The sequence below is a fragment of the Enterococcus sp. 6D12_DIV0197 genome (assembly GCF_002174385.1).
GTDB classification, from domain to species: Bacteria; Bacillota; Bacilli; order Lactobacillales; family Enterococcaceae; genus Enterococcus_D; species Enterococcus_D casseliflavus.
Map to the genome: position 1 here is coordinate 273,531 of NZ_NIBN01000001.1, position 15,759 is coordinate 289,289.

The window sequence follows — 15,759 nt, forward strand, 5'->3', positions numbered from 1 at the left end:
ATATATTTGTTTCTGTTCCATCGCTGAAAAAAACGTTTGGTACAGAAGGTGGAAGGAGCAATTATTGTTGGATACCTATGATTTATTAAAAACAGCCATGAACGTTTCTGCCCAACGCGCAGAATTGATTTCGTCTAATATCGCCAATGTCAACACGGATGGGTACAAAGCAAAACGCATCGTGTTTGAAAGCGAATTAAAGCAGGCACTCGCTTCATCAGGGACGGACGCTGCAACCGAAGCGTCAGTTTCTCAAGTAAAACCGAAAATCACTGAAAATGCAACTACCAGCATCAAAGACAACGGCAATAACGTGGATCTTGAAGTGGAGATGTTGGATCAAGCAGCCAATGGGTTATATTACAGTGCATTGACCGCACAAGTCAACGGTCGCTTGCAAATGATGAACCTTGTATTGAGTAATTGATAGAAAGCGCAGGAAAAACAAATGGGTATGTTTAATGGACTAACGATCAACGCCAGCGGCCTAGCATTGGAACGGTTAAAACTAGATACGATCTCCAGCAATATCGCAAATGTAAATACGAATCAAACACAAACAACCGCTGCTTATCAAAAAAAGAGTATTCTTTTTTCAGAAAATTTAAAAAATAGTCGCGAAGGAACACCGGCTACATACGGTGTCAAAGTGACGGGGATCGCTGCCGATGAAACGGAAAAACTGACCTATGATCCTACGAATCCCGCTGCCAACGATGAGGGATATGTCGGTCAATCAAATGTGGATATTGCCGATGAAATGGTGGCAATGTTGCAAGCGGTTCGAACGTACGAAGCCAATGTTTCTGCTTCAGAAATGAATAAAACGATCTTGAAAAAAGCATTAGAAATATCAAAGGGGTAACGAGAAAATGGATGGACTTTTAACGACAGGATTAACGGACTACCAAAACGTTTTGCGGACACTAGGCACGGGGGCTGCTTCAAACGAGACCAGTGTTGCAGGCGCCGAGGAAAATCAGTTTTCTTCTTACTTGACCAATGCGGTCGATCAGTTGAATCAAAAAACGGCGGTCATGGATCAAGATACTGTAAATTTGATCACCGGCGATGAAAGCGATCTAGGGAATGTGATGATTCGCATGACGGAGGCGCAATTGGCGCTACAAACAGCCGTTCAAGTACGAAACAAGTGTTTAGAAGCTTACAATGACGTGAAAAATATGCAGTTTTAGCAGTGGGTGAGGGAATAAGGATAAATGATGGATAAAGTGAAAGAATGGACAGAACAACTCAAAGACCGTTGGCAAATGCAAAGCTCTTTAAAGAAAATGATCGTTGTTCTTTCCGTTATCAGCGTTCTCGGAATCACAGCAGCTGTGTATTATTTAAATACGCGAATTGAATACGGTATCTTGTTTACGGATCTAAGCGATGCCGACGCGGGAACGATCAGCAAGGATTTGGAGGAACAGCAGATCGCCTACAAATTAGCCGATAATGGGACGACTATTTTGATCGATAAAGACCAAGTCGATGAATACCGCATCAATCTTGCTGTGGACAATAAATTACCAAATACCAGTACGGGCTTTGAATTATTTGATGATGCCAACATGATGACAACGGACGAAGACCGCAAGATCATGTATCAGCGGGCAGTAACGGGCGAACTGCAACGAGCGATCGAGTCGATCAATGCGGTCAAATCCGCCAAAGTTTTACTCGTAATGCCAGAAGAAAGTGTCTTTTCTTCTGAGGAAAGTGCGCCAACTGCTTCTATCGTGTTGACCTTGAAAAATCAGCAGATTTCAGACGAGTCCGTGCAAGGGATCGTTACCTTGACTTCAGGGGCAGTGGAAAAGCTGAAGCCAGAAAATGTAAAAGTCGTTGATAGCGCGGGCAATACCTTGACGAGAACCGAAGATGAAGCCAGTCAATTAAGTGGCCTGAACAATAAATACATTGCCATCAAAGATTCCTACGAAAAAACGCTAGAAGAAAAAGTAGCGAAGCTGCTGACACCGATCTATGGCGCAGACAAATTCCAAGTGTCGATCAATTTAGACTTGAATTTTGACTCGATCGAGCGGAAGAAAGTCACTTATGATGACCCAGAGATCAAGAGTGAGACAGTGCAGGCTGCTGGTTCGCAAGGAACCGTCCAAGAAGCCCAAACGGGGACGGTGGATGACAATGTCTCCAATGTGACGGGCACGGATGGAGAGGGAAACAATTCCTACAGCCGTTCGGTGGAAAACGAATTGGATACCGAGACCACCACGACCATTACGGCCCCTGGCATGATCGAACGAATGACTAGTTCGATCGTGATCAATGCGAACCTTTCACAAGCGGATCAAGCAGAATTGCAGCAGTTGATTGCTAGTGCCGTCGGCTATGACAATGACCGTGGTGATCAAATCGCGATCCAAGGATTTGACTTTGCCCAAGCAGAGGTTGATCCAGCCGCTGATTCGCAAGGAAATGAACCGATTGCAGCTGCCAAAGGTTATCTCAAGTATGCCATCATCGGCGGCATCGTGTTGACCTTGTTCTTAGTGATCTTAATGATCGTTGGCGTGATCCGACGTCGTCGTAAAGAAGACGAGCTGGAAGTCGATGTGACGGAGGAAATGGTCACTTTTGCACAACCGTCAGCAGTTAGCACTGGTGCAAGTCCGACCGTTGCACAAGAAGTCGTTTTTGGCGGTGTCGGCAATCGGTCTGCTGAAACGAAACCAGCGGTGCCAGAAGCATCCACACAAGAAGCCGCAGCAGAACATTCAGGAGAACCAACATTGGATCAAACGGCTAGAAATTATGCCGAAAGCAATCCTGAAGTAGCGGCGGAATTGATCAAAGCTTGGATGAAAGAAAAATAAGGGGGCAGCCATGGATACAATAGACGGGGTAAAAAAAGCAGCGATTCTTCTGATCTCTCTAGGATCAGATACCTCTGCAAAGATCATGAAGCTGCTGCCAGAATCATTTATACAAAAGGTGAGCTATGAGATCGCCAACATCGACTTTGTCAGTCCCGAAGAGCGGGATCAAGTGTTGGAGGAATTTTCTCATACCGCAACGGCCCGCAAATATGTCTTAGACGGCGGGATCGATTATGCCAAAAATTTGCTGAACCAAGCATTAGGCCCTCAAAAAGCTAAAGAAGTCATTGACGTACTGACTCAGATCCAGCTGCGGGAACGGCCCTTTAATATCGCTCGCAAAGCCGATGTTCAACAGTTGACCAATCTGTTGATCGGTGAACATCCACAAACGGTAGCGTTGATTTTGTGCTACATGCAGCCGGACAAAGCGGCCAGCGTCTTGTCGCAGTTTCCCGATCATTTGCAAGTGGAGATCGCTGAACGGATCGGGACGATCTCCAGTACGTCGCCTTTGGTGATCGAACGGATCGAAAAAGTGATCGAGAACAAATTCTCGAATTACATTGAGAACGATACGGAAAATGTCGGTGGTGTGCATACTCTGGTTGAGATCTTGAACTCAGTCAGCCGCAGCACCGAAAAGAACATTTTGAACGACTTAGAAAAGCGGCAACCAGAACTCTCCAACGAAGTGAAATCCAGCTTGTTTACTTTCGAGGATATCGTGACCCTCGATCGCTTGGATGTTCAAAAAGTCTTACGAGATGTTCAAAACGATGTGTTAGTCTTAGCGCTTAAAGGCACGACCGATGACATCAAGAACTTTATTTTCTCCAACCTCTCATCACGGGCGGTGGAAAATCTGCAAGAAGAAATTCAATTTATGGGTCCTACCCGCTTGTCTGCTGTAGAAGAAGCCCAACAAAGTGTGGTGGCTGTGATTCGACGGCTAGATGAAACCGGTGAGATCTACATCGGAAGGGGCGACCAAGATGCAGTGGTCAAATAGCAGTTTATTGAAGCAGCAGGCGGTCAAAACGACCGAAGCTGCGCGCAATATTTTGACGGATACGACCATCAAAGCGCCGATTGAGAAACCAAGCTTAGACCCAGAACTGCAAGCGGTTAGACGTGCACGCCAGTTGGAGCAGGAACGGCATCTGCAGCAAATGGAAGCCTTGAAGCAGCAGATTTTGACCGATGCACAAGAACAAGCGGCGCAAATTCTAGCAGAAGCGAGAACGGAAGGCTTTCAAGCAGGACAAGCAGACGGCTTTCAACAAGGCTATCAAGAAGGACTCAATGCCAGCAAAGAAGCCGCGCAAGCATTGATGGCACAAGCCCAAGCCAATGTCGCTGAAGCCGTTTCTGAGATCAACACCTTTCGCTCAGAGAAAAAGCAAGAGATGATCGCTTATGGCACGGCAATCGCTGAAGCCTTGATCAATCAACGTTTTACAGATGAGCAAGCAGGCTTCCTGCCTTTTGTGGAGTCTGTGCTATGGCAATTTGAACAACCCGATCAATTTGTGACTGTTCGCAGCCAAGAGCAGCATCTTGCAGGATTGCGAGAATTGTTGGAAACCAAAAAGCAGACGATCAGCGGGTTTCGCTATTTACTCATGGCAGATGACAGCTTGGCGGAACACGATTTTTGTATCGAATCTGAAAATGCCTTGGTGGTTTTTGAACTGAGGAAAGAAATTGCGCGCTTTTTGAGCCAATTTCTAGAAAGCAGTGTGAAGGAATGACATTTGAATTACCGATCACAGCGCTGCGCAAAACGGCGCAAGCACAGCCGTTTTTTACCACCTACGGCAAAGTCAGCGAAGTCGTAGGTCTGCTGATCAAAGTCGAAGGGCTGGCGGTTTTCATAGGGGAAATCTGTGAAGTCGCATTGCAAAACAAGACACATACAGCCTTAGCCGAAGTCGTGGGCTTTGTGAAAAAAACCGTGCTCCTGATGCCCCTTGATCAGCTAGAAGGCATCGGACCGGGCTGTTTGGTGCGGCCAACTGGCAAATCGTTGACGGTAAAAATCGATGATACGCTGCTAGGGCACACCTTAGATGGACTAGGGCGACCGTTAGATATGGCGCTGGAGCTGGAAAGTGCGCCAGAATATCCCGTTAGTCAAGATTCTCCTGACCCCTTTCGCCGTCAAAAAATCGCTGAGATCATGCCGACAGGTGTCCGGGCGATCGATGGTCTTTTGACCGTCGGCCTTGGCCAACGGATCGGCATTTTTGCCGGCAGCGGGGTCGGTAAGAGTACCTTATTGGGGATGTTGGCTCGTTATTGCGAAGCCGATGTCATCGTGATCGGCTTGATCGGCGAGCGAGGACGAGAGGTCAAAGAATTTATTGAAAATGATCTAGGCCCAGAAGGCTACCGCAAGTCGGTCGTTGTCTGTGCTACCTCCGATATGCCGCCTCTCGTACGATTAAAAGGGGCTCATGTGGCAACAGCGATCGCTGAGTATTACCGCGATCAAGGGAAGAAAGTCGTATTGATGATGGATTCGGTGACCCGTTTTGCGATGGCGCAGCGGGAGATCGGTCTATCGACAGGCGAGCCGCCGACGACCAAAGGTTATACCCCTTCTGTGTTTACAGCTTTACCGAAGTTGTTAGAACGCAGTGGGATGTCGGACAAAGGCTCGATCACGGCCTTTTATACTGTCTTGGTAGAAGGGGATGACATGAATGAACCGATCGCTGATGCGGTGCGGGGAATTCTTGATGGACATATTCTGTTGTCCCGAAAAATCGCCGCTCAAAATCATTATCCTGCCATCGATATTCAAAACAGCCTCAGCCGTTTGATGAAGACCCTCGTTTCTGAGGAGCAGCATAAACATGCGGGGGAACTAAAAGAAAACATGGCCGTTTATGCAGAGGCCAAGGATTTGATCGATATCGGTGCCTACAAAAGCGGCAGCAATGCGTTGACCGACCAAGCGATCGCGTTGCATCACCCCATCCTGCGGTTTTTACAGCAAAAAGTGGATGAGCGGATCCCATTTGAACAAACGATTTTTGAACTGGCGCATTTGTTCAGTGAAGAAGCGCTGATCGAGCGCCAGCGTTCGACCATCTAAAACAGATCATAAAGGAGCAGCTATGCAAGCATTTCACTTTTCCTTAGAAAAAGTATTGGATCACCGAAAAACCATTGAGCAAGAAGCCAAACGCGCTTACGCCCAAAAACAACAATTGTTGATTCAGCAAGAACAGCACCTGAACACGCTGGCACAGGAAAAAGCCCAGCTTTTTGATGTCAATGAGATGACCATTGGGCGGATGCAAGTGCAACAACGCTATTTGCTTGCGTTGAATGCCACCATCGATGAGGTTCAGAACAAAATGTTTCACGTGAAGCAAGAATTGGCAGAGTCTTTATCGGTGGTGGTAGAAGCGCAGCAGGAACGCAAGATCGTGGAAAAGCTGCGAGAAAAGCAATTCGCTGAATACACCTATGAACAGCAACTGGAAGAGCAAAAACAATTGGATGAGTTCGGCAATCGCGCCTTATTTTCTTAAAGCACTAATGGTTTTAGTGATGAGACGACTTTGGTTTCAAAGCATCAGCTGAGAGGAGGTGAACAATGAAAGAGATCACAACAAGTGCCGCAACCGCTGTACCTGTCGGTAGCAAATCAAAAAAGACGGAGGCGTCACCAGAAGTCTTCAGTTTGCTGATGCAACAGCTGACGGAACAGACAGCAAGCAATCTGCCAGCATCCTTCGAACCATCAGGTATGACGGAGCAAACCGCCACCGCACCAGAAATGGGGATTGCCAGCAGTATGGAACATCTGCCACAGGAGCCAGAAATCACTCCAGCAGTCGAACAACCTGCAACGACACAAGCGCCAGAAATGAGCCAGATCAGCCAGGCACCTTTTGCAGGCTTGGTTCAAGAAGCGCCACAGGCATCAATGGCAACGACGGAGCAGAACCAAACGAGCGCCACAGCAGCTTCTCTCGACAGTGTTTCAGCAGCTTTTCCAGCACCAATAGACGTAGCCACCACAGTCGTCAACCCCTCCGAGCCTGCGCTTGAAGGTCTAGCTTTGATGACAAATGACAGAAGTGAAGCCGCAGCAACAACGCTTGAAACACCTTTGCCAGAAGACTTAGTAGGCGAGGAGCAGACCACGGCAAAAGGAATCGCTCCTTTCAAGGAAATCAAGGAAGTCGATTCAGTAACACAAGCCGCGATTGCGCAAACGACAGAAGCACAGCTGAAACAGTCCACCGAAGGGACCGCGCAATTGGGCCAAACGGGACCATTAAATCAAGTGTCGCCAGTGACCAACCAAGCGACGGATACGACTAGCACCTTGCAACGCACGAATGAAACAGTCGCCAAAAAAGCGGAAGCTGTTTCTGCACAAGCCATTGCTTCTTCAGCAGTAACTGACAATGAAATGGCGGCACCAGCACTGCAGCTGCTTGATGTTTCTCCCCCTTTGACCAAGCAAGGACCAACGCCAACAAAAGCGAATATGGAGCAAGCGGTCCTGCCCTTAGCAAAAGCGACTGCCCAACTCGTCCAAACGAGCAGCACGGCAAGCGAGAAAAAAATCACGCTGCAATTCGTTCCCGAAAAATTAGGCACGATCCAGCTTTCCCTAGAAACGAATGCCCAAGGCAGCCGCTTAGAACTGACCGTTCAGCAGCCGCAAGCCAAAGAATTATTGCTGTCCATCAAGCATGAGCTAGAGCAAGTTTTGCAAAAGCAAGAGCAGCCGATCCTAGCGATCAAAGAACCTACGTTAGCTTCTGTCCAGCAGGCTAGTCCGCTGGCAAATCAATCCTTTGCCGGCAGTATGATGGCAAGTGACAGTCAGTTAAGCCAACAGCGTTTTTTACAGGCTCAAAAAGGACAAAGTAAAAAGCCGTTTCATCAAAGCAATACGGCTGAAGAAGAGCCGCAATTAGCACCGATCGATCATGCGATCAGTATTTTAGTGTAAAGGAGGAGACCTATGGCAGATGAAATTACAGCAGCTGCGGCCGGTATTGCCAATACATCGGCATTAACGCAAACAAAAAAATCTTCAGATATCTCCATGGATGATTTTTTGAAGATCTTAGCCGCATCTATGAGCAACCCATCGATGGGAGGCAGCGATTCTTCTGGTGGTGGTAGCACCGACTATATCTCGCAACTGGTTCAATTTACGACCTTAGAGAGCTTGAATGAATTGAGCGAAACATTGACGACCTCGGTGATTTTACAGCAACAGCAGCAAGCTTTTAGCTTGATCAATAAACAAGTCACTCTGATGGACGGCACAGAAACATTGTCAGGAACCATCGAAAAAGTCCGCTTTGCCAATGGCTACGCCACGATCGTCGTAAATGGCAAAGAATACAGTATGAGTGCGATCCAAGAGATTGGCGGCGAAGCAAAATGAGTTTGACGATTCAACAGGGGCTGCAAAAAGTTGCCGGGGAGCCTTATCAACATCCCCGCAAAGGCGTGGACAAACAAGCCTTTTCTGCAATGCTTGAACAAAAACAAAGCGACATCAAAGTCTCCCATCATGCGCAAAAGCGTTTGACCGCAAGAGAATTGACCTTACAAGACGATGATTATCAATCCCTTTCAACGGCGCTTAGTGAGCTCGCGGAAAAAGGCAGCAAAGAATCACTGCTCGTGTACAAAGATATGGGCTTGATCGCCGATGTCCATTCACGAACCATCATTACGGCGATGGGGATGAATGAGCTTCACACCGTCACCAATATTGACAGCGCCACATTTATCAAATAGCAGCTGGACTGAAAAGGGGCTGCAAGTATTTTCTGAATGACAGAGGAAAATACGCCAACCATAAGGAGGAAAACAAGCATGTTACGATCATTATATTCAGGTGTCAGTGGAATGAAAAATCTTCAAACGAAAATGGACGTGGTTTCCAATAATATCGCCAACGTCAATACGGTTGGATTCAAATCAAGTCGAGTACTTTTCCAAGACATGATGAGCCAAACGATGTCTAACGCAACTGCGCCAGGCAATGGCTTAGGCGGGATCAACGCAACGCAGATCGGTTTAGGGGTTCAGACGGGCTCCATCGATACTATCAATACAGTCGGTGCCCCGCAATCGACAGGTCGCAGCATGGATTTTTATATCAGCGGACAGGGCTACTTTATGGTACAAGGACCAGGAGCAAATGGCGAAACCTATTACACACGAGATGGCGCATTCGTGCGCGACAGCAACGGAACCTTGACCAATAGTGATGGGATGCAAGTCTTAGGTCGTTCAGTCAATGGCGGTCAACCAGTTGTCTATGATGACAACTTTAATGAAAACACGGCATTGAGCGGACAAGATGCGGTATCTCCCTTGTCGATCCCAAGCACACTGACCGTCAATGGGGAAACCTTGACCTATAACTCCATGGCGATCGATGCCAATGGCTTAGTGTTGGCAAAATACGGCAATCAAACCTTTGTGATGGGAAAAGTCGGTGTCGCAACCTTCAATAACCCAGAAGGCTTAGAAAAAGTCGGCGGCAACAACTATATCCAAACCAGCAACTCAGGGAATCCGATCGTTGCAGGACCTGGCAACAATGGCGCAGGAACGCTGCAAGCAGGTGCCTTGGAAATGTCCAATGTCGATCTTTCGACAGAATTTACCGAAATGATCATTGCGAGCCGTGCCTATCAAGCAAATTCAAGAAGTATTACGACTTCTGATGAAATGCTGCAAGAATTATTGAATCTAAAACGTTAAGAACGTGACGCTTCATCATTGAGAGGAGTTTGACCATGATTCTAGTGACAGCATTGAATGGCAAGCCATTCTATTTAAATCCAACATTGATTTATCGGATCGAAGAAATGCCGGATACATTGATCACACTGACAGACGGCAAAACATTAGTGGTGACGGAAGCTGCGCAAGAAGTTGCGCAGCGGGTGATCGAGTATCATACGGTGATCCATTCGAACCAAGTGAAAACGTAAGGGTGGGAAAGATGGCAAAAGAAGAAAAAGCACCAAAAGCAGAAAAAGAGAAAAAAGGCTTGAGTATGGTTGTTTTACTGCCGATCCTCTTGATCGTGGTAGTCGGCGGCAGTATCGGCGGGACCTTAGTGACGAATCACTTTTTGACGGGGGAAAAAACAGCAGCTGCTGAAACAGCAAAAGACAGCAGCAAAATCTCCTCAGACGAAGCGATCGTGGCATTGGATGAATTTTTAGTCAATCTGGCCAAAGAAGACAACCAAGAGCAGCAATACATGAAGGTCAATTTATCGATTTTAGTGGCGGATGAGGAAAAAAGCGCGGAAGCCGCGAAAAATGTGGCCGTCATTCGTGACAGCGTCGTAAATTTATTGCGCCAACAAAAGGCCAGCGGTATTTTGAGCTCCGCCGAAAGTGTACCGAATTTAAAAAAAGCATTGAAAGAAACAATTAATCAGGAATACGGATCAGAAATCGCCAAGGATGTTTATGTGACGGATTTAGTGATCCAATAGAAAGAGGCATGTTGATGGAAACATTTTTATCGCTGGTCAAAATGATTGGGTTTTTGCTGCTTATTCTTTATTTGATCAACATCAGTTTGAAATATTTGAATCGTTACACGAACCAGCACAATCACCAGCTGCGTATTTTGCAAAAAATCGCCGTCAGCAAGTCGTCTTCGATCGGGATCGTCCAAATCATGGACAAATGTTATGTCATGAGCTTTTCTGAACAGCAAAACCAAATCATCAAAGAGTTGACGCCAGAAGAAACGGCCGCTTTTTTACAGCAAAGCCTAGAAAGCACCCAAGTGCAAGCTGGTAAAGACTTTTCTGAATGGCTCAACAAAGCCAAGGCGGAAATTGCTGGAAAACGAGGCAAGCAAAAATGAAGATCAAAGGCAGAGATATCAAGATCATGGCTGCGGTCCTTTTCAGCAGTCTGATGCTTCCGCAGACGGCATTTGCGCTAGACACGGAAGACGTCAGTTCCACCATCAACAATTTATTGTCGAATGGGAATGGCTCAAGTGATACGATCAATACTTTCTTGTTGCTGACGCTGCTTTCCCTTTTACCAGTCTTGCTGATCATGATGACTTCTTTTACTCGTATCATCATGGTTTTATCCTTTGTGCGCAGTTCGTTAGGTACACAGCAAAACCCGCCCAATCAAGTGTTGATCGGGTTGGCCTTATTCTTGACATTTTTTATTATGAAACCTGTGTATACCGACGTCTACCAGCAAGCGATCGAACCGTTTGATCGACAAGAGATCAGCCAAGCCGAAGCCTTTGACCGCTCAGAAAAACGGATCAAGGCCTTTATGATGGTACAGACACGGGAAAAAGACATTGCCTTGTTTGCGGAAGCTGATGGGGAGACCGAAAAGTATCATTCTTCTGACGATGTTCCTCTGACCGTTATGGTACCGGCGTTTATTATCAGTGAGTTACGAACGGCTTTCAGTATCGGCTTTTTGATTTTTATCCCCTTTTTGATCATTGATCTGGTCGTCTCCAGTATCTTGATGTCGATGGGGATGATGATGCTGTCGCCGATCATGATCTCACTGCCCTTCAAGATCTTACTATTTGTTTTAGTGGATGGCTGGTATCTGATCGTGGAGTCGCTGATCAAGAGCTTTCAATAGCCGCTAAGAAAGGAGCCAAGAGGAAATGACAGTAGAAATGGTACTTGATGTGCTAAGGGAAGCCTTTCTTCGAATTTTAGCGATATCTGGCCCTGCCTTATTGGTCGGCATGCTCGTTGGATTGGTGATCAGTATTTTTCAAGCCACTACCCAAATCCAAGAACAAACGTTGAGCTTTGTGCCGAAACTATTAGCGATTTTTTTGACCTTGATCTTGGCGGGGAATTTTATGCTGAATCTCTTGTTGAATTTTACCAAAATGATTTTCAAGATGATTGCGGCAATGTAAGGAGGAAACCTGATGGCGCCGATTCAAGCGACGGTGTTGATTTTTTGTCGAATATTGGCGTTTGTCGTCCTTTGTCCGATCTTCTCACAGCAAAATTTCCCGTCACTGGCAAAAATCGTGATCGGCATGGCGTTGACGGTCCTATGTCTGCCGACGGCACCTGCGATTCCCGAGCTTTCCCTCTTTATGCTGACGGTTTTCGTCATCAAGGAAGTACTGTTTGGGATGGCGATGGGCTATTTGAGCCAGCTGGTCTTTACCGGTGTGGAAATTGCGGGCCAATTGATCGACTTTCAAGTAGGCTTTTCGATGGCGCAAGCCTATGATCCGACGTTGCAAATCGCCTCTTCCCAGTATGGCAAAACGTACTATTGGCTGACGATCGCTGTGTTTTTTGGACTTGATCTGCATCATCGACTGATCACAGCATTGCTGTTGTCTTTTCGGATCGTGCCCTTAGGCTCTGTGGTGATCCAAGGAACGACGGTTGAAGGCATCGTCAAACTTTTCAGCCAAATGATGGTGATGGCAGTCAATCTTGCGGCACCAATGATCATTGCGCTGCTGTTGGTGGACCTGGTGCTAGGTGTGATTTCTCGGTCGATTCCCCAGATCAATATTTTGATGATGAGTCTTTCGATGAAAACCGCCATCAGTTTTGTGGTGTTTCTCTTGCTACTACCCAATGTTCTTTCGTACTTAGGCAAACACTTGCCAGATACGGTCCGCTATTTGCAGGAGTTTATCGAGTCCTTTCAATAAAGTAACAGGTAGCCAGCAGGAGGTGAGAAGATGGCAGAAAAAGATGGCAAAACCGAACTACCTAGTGCCAAGCGGCTGCGGGATGCCCGCAAACGCGGGGAGGTCCCTAAGACCCAGGAATTAGCAGCAGCTGTTTCGCTATTGGTCTTCTCGTTTTTGATCCTGTCTTTATGGCAGTTTTTCGCAGCTTCTTTTTTGCCTTATTTTTCCCGAAGTTTGGCGCAGCTGGCTGATTATCAAACCAGTTTGGCGGATCTGCCGAAACTGGGGGTGCAGAGTATCTTGCTGCTGCTTTTGTTGTGTGCGCCCGTCTTTCTGGTCGCGCTCGGAGTCGGGCTTATCACGAATTATGCCCAAGTTGGTCTGTTGTTTTCTGGCAAGGCCGTCAAACCAGACTTTAAAAAGCTGAACCCCATCAGCGGGATCAAGCAGCAATTCAGTTTGCGCTCGTTGATGAATTTAGGCAAAACATTGGCGAAATTCGGCGTGATCGTCTACTTGTGCTACCAACAATTTTTAGCCGCCGTCCCTGTTTTACTGGGTTTGAGTGAAGTGGGGTTGGAAAAAACGATCCTGTTCATGCTGCTGCGGGCCAAAGAATTGTTTTTACAGATCTCGATTTTCTTGATCGTTTTGGCCGTAGTCGACTACGGCTACCAACGCTATAGCCATCGTAAGAACTTGATGATGAGCAAGCAGGAAGTCAAAGAAGAGTTCAAGCAAATGGAAGGTGATCCGCAAGTCAAAGCACAGCGCAAAGCGAAGTACCGTGCGATGACCCAAAATGCCATCGCCAACGTCAAAGAAGCGACGGTTTTGATCACCAATCCGACCCATTTCGCCATTGCAATTCGTTACGATGCCAGTAGTGAAGGGGTGCCGCGGGTCCTGGCCAAAGGGGCAGATCAGCTGGCGCAGCGGATGAAAGCAGAAGCACTGAAAGAAAATATTCCACAGATCGAAAACCGTGAAGTGGCACGAGCCCTTTATCGCCAAGTAGAACCCGGGGATCTGATCCCGGTTGAGATGTATGAAGCCATTGCCGAAATCATCGCTTTGGTCTATCAGTTAGAAGAAAGCCAACGCGGCAAGATTTAAGGAAACAGGAGGAACAAAAATGAATGAGGCTGCCTCAAAACCGAAAAAAGGCATTGGTCTGGCGGATATCTTAATCTCGGTGATCGTCCTAGCTATTATTGGTTTGATTATTATTCCATTACCGAGTGCACTATTAGATATTCTGATCATTATCAATTTGACGATCGCGATCAACATTTTACTGATCACCCTGTTTACCAAATCAGTGTTGGAATTCACTACGTTTCCAACCTTGCTGCTGATCACAACGATGTTTCGTTTAGGTTTGAACCTATCTTCCACGCGGTTGATCTTGACCCAAGGAAATGGCGGACACGTGATCGATGCCTTCGCCAATGTCGTTGCCGGCAGCAATTACATCGTGGGGATCATTTTGTTCGTGATCATCATGGTGGTTCAGCTAGTCGTCGTGACCAATGGTGCAGGGCGTGTCTCAGAAGTGACTGCTCGCTTCACATTAGATGCGATGCCCGGCAAGCAAATGGCGATCGATTCCGACCTAAATGCCGGTTTGATCACGGAAGCGGATGCCCGCAAACGACGAAAAGATCTGCAGCGAGAAGCTGATTTCTTTGGTTCGATGGATGGTGCCAGCAAGTTTGTCAAAGGGGATGCGATCGCAGGGATCTTGATCACTGTCATCAATTTAGTCGGCGGGGCGATCATTTTCTCCATGGGGGGACAAATGACCGTCATGGAAGCCTTCGCCCAATTCGGGAAACTGGCAATCGGGGATGGCTTGGTCAGCTCGATTCCCTCTTTATTGATTTCGATTGCTTCTGGGGTGATCGTGACTCGTTCTGATAACGATAGTTCCTTTGGTTTAGATATTGCGGCAGATGTGATGCGTAATCCCCAACTGTTTCGGATCGTGGGGGCGATTCTCTTCGTCTTAGCCTTAGTTCCTGGGTTTCCTTTTGTGCCTTTTGTGTTGATTGGCTTAGGCCTTTTCGCAGCCAGCTTTCTGGTGACGCAAAAAGAAGAAAAGCAGCGAGTGGAACAAAAACAATGGGAACAAAAATTGGCACTGGAACGCAAAAAAGAAGCACAGGAAGAAGACGATTCCGTGGCTTCCTTCCAAGTGGAACCAATCTCAGTGGAAATCGGTTATGGTCTGATCCCTATCGTGGATAGTTCGATCGACAACAGCTTGATGAACCGCATCGTGGCGATCCGTAAACAGAGTGCTAGAGAATTAGGGATCTTAGTCAGTCCCGTTCGTATTCGCGACAATCTCTATTTGGATGCCAACGATTACGTGATCAAGATCCGCGGCAACGAAGTCGGCCGCGGCGATATTTACCCGAATAAAGTCATGGTGATCAGTCCGAATGAAGAGCCGTTTCCTTTTCAAGGAATCGCAACAAAAGAACCAGCCTTTCATCTGGATGCTATGTGGATTGATGAATCCGATAAGGAGATGGCGGATCTGCAAGGGTTTACGATTATCGAGCCGTTGACCGTGATCGCAACACACTTAAAAGAAATCATCTATGCCCATGCACCAGAGCTGTTAGGTCGCCAAGAAGTCAAGAAATTATTGGAGGGCATCAAAGAGCAGTACAATGTCGTGATCGATGAATTGATCCCCGATATTTTACGGCTCGGCGAGGTCCAAAAAGTTTTACAAAATTTATTGGATGAGCAAATTCCCATCAATGACTTAGCAACGATCTTAGAAACTTTAGCCGATTACGGCGTTGTCACGAAAGACGTAGAAGTTTTGACAGAATATGTCCGCCAAGCATTGAAACGGACGATCGCTGCCAAGTATGCCAATGAGAACCACGAGCTGCAAGTGGCGGTGATCCAGCCGAAACTAGAAGAAATCATCGCTCAAAGTATCCAAAAAACCGCAACTGGCTCGTACCCGGTCTTAAAACCAGATACCGTGACCAAGCTGTTGGATTCCATCAGTGGGATCCAACATGCGGCGATCGCTCAAAATATCAATTTCGTGATTCTGGCATCGCCTAAGATCCGGTTAGCATTCAAAAAAATGATCGTTTTTAATTTTCCAGATATCGCCGTTCTTTCTCTGAATGAGATTCCCAATGAAATTGCGATCGAAACGGTGGGCAGTATTGACATTTAAGCAGAATTTTCTTAG

General features: G+C 46.8%; 20 protein-coding genes. All 20 read left to right on the forward strand.

The genetic code is table 11. The features are described from left to right. Nucleotides 1-64 precede the first annotated feature (64 nt). The 20 genes from flgB (at nucleotide 65) to flhA (ending at nucleotide 15,744) form a co-directional block, all read left to right on the forward strand. On the forward strand, nucleotides 65-427 hold the full coding sequence (gene flgB, locus A5867_RS01260) for a flagellar basal body rod protein FlgB (protein WP_005226575.1): 363 nt from the start codon (nucleotides 65-67) through the stop codon (nucleotides 425-427). Nucleotides 428-448: 21 nt separating this feature from the next. Beyond that, the gene (gene flgC / locus A5867_RS01265; RefSeq protein WP_003129038.1) at nucleotides 449-865 is read left to right on the forward strand and encodes a flagellar basal body rod protein FlgC; all 417 of its coding nucleotides are present in this window, start codon (nucleotides 449-451) and stop codon (nucleotides 863-865) included. 7 nt (nucleotides 866-872) lie between these two features. Then, nucleotides 873-1,196: a flagellar hook-basal body complex protein FliE gene (gene fliE / locus A5867_RS01270; protein ID WP_087626708.1), complete on the forward strand. Its 324-nt coding sequence runs from the start codon at nucleotides 873-875 to the stop codon at nucleotides 1,194-1,196. A gap of 27 nt (nucleotides 1,197-1,223) precedes the next feature. Beyond that, on the forward strand, nucleotides 1,224-2,846 hold the full coding sequence (fliF, locus tag A5867_RS01275; RefSeq protein ID WP_170927485.1) for a flagellar basal-body MS-ring/collar protein FliF: 1,623 nt from the start codon (nucleotides 1,224-1,226) through the stop codon (nucleotides 2,844-2,846). Between the two features lie 10 nt (nucleotides 2,847-2,856). Further along, nucleotides 2,857-3,861 (forward strand): flagellar motor switch protein FliG, encoded by a 1,005-nt coding sequence (gene fliG / locus A5867_RS01280; protein ID WP_005226586.1) that lies wholly within the window; start codon nucleotides 2,857-2,859, stop codon nucleotides 3,859-3,861. Continuing rightward, nucleotides 3,845-4,603: a hypothetical protein gene (locus A5867_RS01285; protein ID WP_087626710.1), complete on the forward strand. Its 759-nt coding sequence runs from the start codon at nucleotides 3,845-3,847 to the stop codon at nucleotides 4,601-4,603. Before fliG ends, A5867_RS01285 begins: the two co-directional genes overlap by 17 nt. Next, nucleotides 4,600-5,952: a flagellar protein export ATPase FliI gene (fliI, locus tag A5867_RS01290; RefSeq protein WP_087626711.1), complete on the forward strand. Its 1,353-nt coding sequence runs from the start codon at nucleotides 4,600-4,602 to the stop codon at nucleotides 5,950-5,952. The genes A5867_RS01285 and fliI overlap by 4 nt, the downstream gene beginning before the upstream one ends. Before the next feature lie 22 nt (nucleotides 5,953-5,974). Further along, the gene (gene fliJ, locus A5867_RS01295) at nucleotides 5,975-6,394 is read left to right on the forward strand and encodes a flagellar export protein FliJ (RefSeq protein WP_005232789.1); all 420 of its coding nucleotides are present in this window, start codon (nucleotides 5,975-5,977) and stop codon (nucleotides 6,392-6,394) included. Nucleotides 6,395-6,459: 65 nt separating this feature from the next. Further along, nucleotides 6,460-7,833 (forward strand): flagellar hook-length control protein FliK, encoded by a 1,374-nt coding sequence (locus tag A5867_RS01300; protein WP_087626712.1) that lies wholly within the window; start codon nucleotides 6,460-6,462, stop codon nucleotides 7,831-7,833. Between the two features lie 12 nt (nucleotides 7,834-7,845). Beyond that, nucleotides 7,846-8,277 (forward strand): flagellar hook capping FlgD N-terminal domain-containing protein, encoded by a 432-nt coding sequence (locus A5867_RS01305; RefSeq protein ID WP_003129052.1) that lies wholly within the window; start codon nucleotides 7,846-7,848, stop codon nucleotides 8,275-8,277. Further along, nucleotides 8,274-8,636, forward strand: coding sequence for a flagellar protein (locus tag A5867_RS01310; RefSeq protein WP_015508733.1), 363 nt, complete (start codon nucleotides 8,274-8,276; stop codon nucleotides 8,634-8,636). Before A5867_RS01305 ends, A5867_RS01310 begins: the two co-directional genes overlap by 4 nt. Before the next feature lie 78 nt (nucleotides 8,637-8,714). After that, nucleotides 8,715-9,611 (forward strand): flagellar hook-basal body complex protein, encoded by an 897-nt coding sequence (locus A5867_RS01315; protein WP_087626713.1) that lies wholly within the window; start codon nucleotides 8,715-8,717, stop codon nucleotides 9,609-9,611. 35 nt (nucleotides 9,612-9,646) lie between these two features. Continuing rightward, nucleotides 9,647-9,844, forward strand: coding sequence for a flagellar FlbD family protein (locus A5867_RS01320; protein WP_005226609.1), 198 nt, complete (start codon nucleotides 9,647-9,649; stop codon nucleotides 9,842-9,844). An 11-nt stretch (nucleotides 9,845-9,855) separates the two neighbouring features. Beyond that, on the forward strand, nucleotides 9,856-10,359 hold the full coding sequence (locus A5867_RS01325; protein ID WP_087626714.1) for a flagellar basal body-associated FliL family protein: 504 nt from the start codon (nucleotides 9,856-9,858) through the stop codon (nucleotides 10,357-10,359). A 14-nt stretch (nucleotides 10,360-10,373) separates the two neighbouring features. Beyond that, nucleotides 10,374-10,739, forward strand: a complete 366-nt coding sequence (locus tag A5867_RS01330; protein WP_005231716.1) for a flagellar biosynthetic protein FliO — start codon at nucleotides 10,374-10,376, stop codon at nucleotides 10,737-10,739. Then, nucleotides 10,736-11,500: a flagellar type III secretion system pore protein FliP gene (gene fliP, locus A5867_RS01335; RefSeq protein ID WP_005232783.1), complete on the forward strand. Its 765-nt coding sequence runs from the start codon at nucleotides 10,736-10,738 to the stop codon at nucleotides 11,498-11,500. The genes A5867_RS01330 and fliP overlap by 4 nt, the downstream gene beginning before the upstream one ends. Before the next feature lie 25 nt (nucleotides 11,501-11,525). Further along, entirely contained in the window at nucleotides 11,526-11,789 is a 264-nt protein-coding gene (gene fliQ, locus A5867_RS01340; RefSeq protein WP_005226613.1) for a flagellar biosynthesis protein FliQ, read from the forward strand. 12 nt (nucleotides 11,790-11,801) lie between these two features. Continuing rightward, nucleotides 11,802-12,551, forward strand: coding sequence for a flagellar biosynthetic protein FliR (fliR, locus tag A5867_RS01345; RefSeq protein WP_005232781.1), 750 nt, complete (start codon nucleotides 11,802-11,804; stop codon nucleotides 12,549-12,551). Between the two features lie 30 nt (nucleotides 12,552-12,581). After that, entirely contained in the window at nucleotides 12,582-13,649 is a 1,068-nt protein-coding gene (locus A5867_RS01350; RefSeq protein WP_016609019.1) for an EscU/YscU/HrcU family type III secretion system export apparatus switch protein, read from the forward strand. 19 nt (nucleotides 13,650-13,668) lie between these two features. Then, complete coding sequence (gene flhA / locus A5867_RS01355; RefSeq protein WP_005232779.1) at nucleotides 13,669-15,744, forward strand: flagellar biosynthesis protein FlhA; 2,076 nt, start codon at nucleotides 13,669-13,671, stop codon at nucleotides 15,742-15,744. The last annotated feature ends 15 nt before the right edge of the window (nucleotides 15,745-15,759 follow it).

Bases quoted from the DNA above. Each gene is read 5' to 3' on its own strand.
- A5867_RS01300 (WP_087626712.1), top strand. From the start codon at position 6,460: ATGAAAGAGATCACAACAAGTGCCGCAACCGCTGTACCTGTCGGTAGC.
- flgC (WP_003129038.1), top strand. From the start codon at position 449: ATGGGTATGTTTAATGGACTAACGATCAACGCCAGCGGCCTAGCATTG.
- A5867_RS01285 (WP_087626710.1), top strand. From the start codon at position 3,845: ATGCAGTGGTCAAATAGCAGTTTATTGAAGCAGCAGGCGGTCAAAACG.
- fliE (WP_087626708.1), top strand. From the start codon at position 873: ATGGATGGACTTTTAACGACAGGATTAACGGACTACCAAAACGTTTTG.
- fliF (WP_170927485.1), top strand. From the start codon at position 1,224: ATGGATAAAGTGAAAGAATGGACAGAACAACTCAAAGACCGTTGGCAA.
- flhA (WP_005232779.1), top strand. From the start codon at position 13,669: ATGAATGAGGCTGCCTCAAAACCGAAAAAAGGCATTGGTCTGGCGGAT.
- A5867_RS01350 (WP_016609019.1), top strand. From the start codon at position 12,582: ATGGCAGAAAAAGATGGCAAAACCGAACTACCTAGTGCCAAGCGGCTG.
- fliI (WP_087626711.1), top strand. From the start codon at position 4,600: ATGACATTTGAATTACCGATCACAGCGCTGCGCAAAACGGCGCAAGCA.
- fliJ (WP_005232789.1), top strand. From the start codon at position 5,975: ATGCAAGCATTTCACTTTTCCTTAGAAAAAGTATTGGATCACCGAAAA.
- fliQ (WP_005226613.1), top strand. From the start codon at position 11,526: ATGACAGTAGAAATGGTACTTGATGTGCTAAGGGAAGCCTTTCTTCGA.
- A5867_RS01330 (WP_005231716.1), top strand. From the start codon at position 10,374: ATGGAAACATTTTTATCGCTGGTCAAAATGATTGGGTTTTTGCTGCTT.
- A5867_RS01325 (WP_087626714.1), top strand. From the start codon at position 9,856: ATGGCAAAAGAAGAAAAAGCACCAAAAGCAGAAAAAGAGAAAAAAGGC.
- A5867_RS01305 (WP_003129052.1), top strand. From the start codon at position 7,846: ATGGCAGATGAAATTACAGCAGCTGCGGCCGGTATTGCCAATACATCG.
- A5867_RS01315 (WP_087626713.1), top strand. From the start codon at position 8,715: ATGTTACGATCATTATATTCAGGTGTCAGTGGAATGAAAAATCTTCAA.
- fliP (WP_005232783.1), top strand. From the start codon at position 10,736: ATGAAGATCAAAGGCAGAGATATCAAGATCATGGCTGCGGTCCTTTTC.
- fliG (WP_005226586.1), top strand. From the start codon at position 2,857: ATGGATACAATAGACGGGGTAAAAAAAGCAGCGATTCTTCTGATCTCT.
- fliR (WP_005232781.1), top strand. From the start codon at position 11,802: ATGGCGCCGATTCAAGCGACGGTGTTGATTTTTTGTCGAATATTGGCG.
- A5867_RS01310 (WP_015508733.1), top strand. From the start codon at position 8,274: ATGAGTTTGACGATTCAACAGGGGCTGCAAAAAGTTGCCGGGGAGCCT.
- A5867_RS01320 (WP_005226609.1), top strand. From the start codon at position 9,647: ATGATTCTAGTGACAGCATTGAATGGCAAGCCATTCTATTTAAATCCA.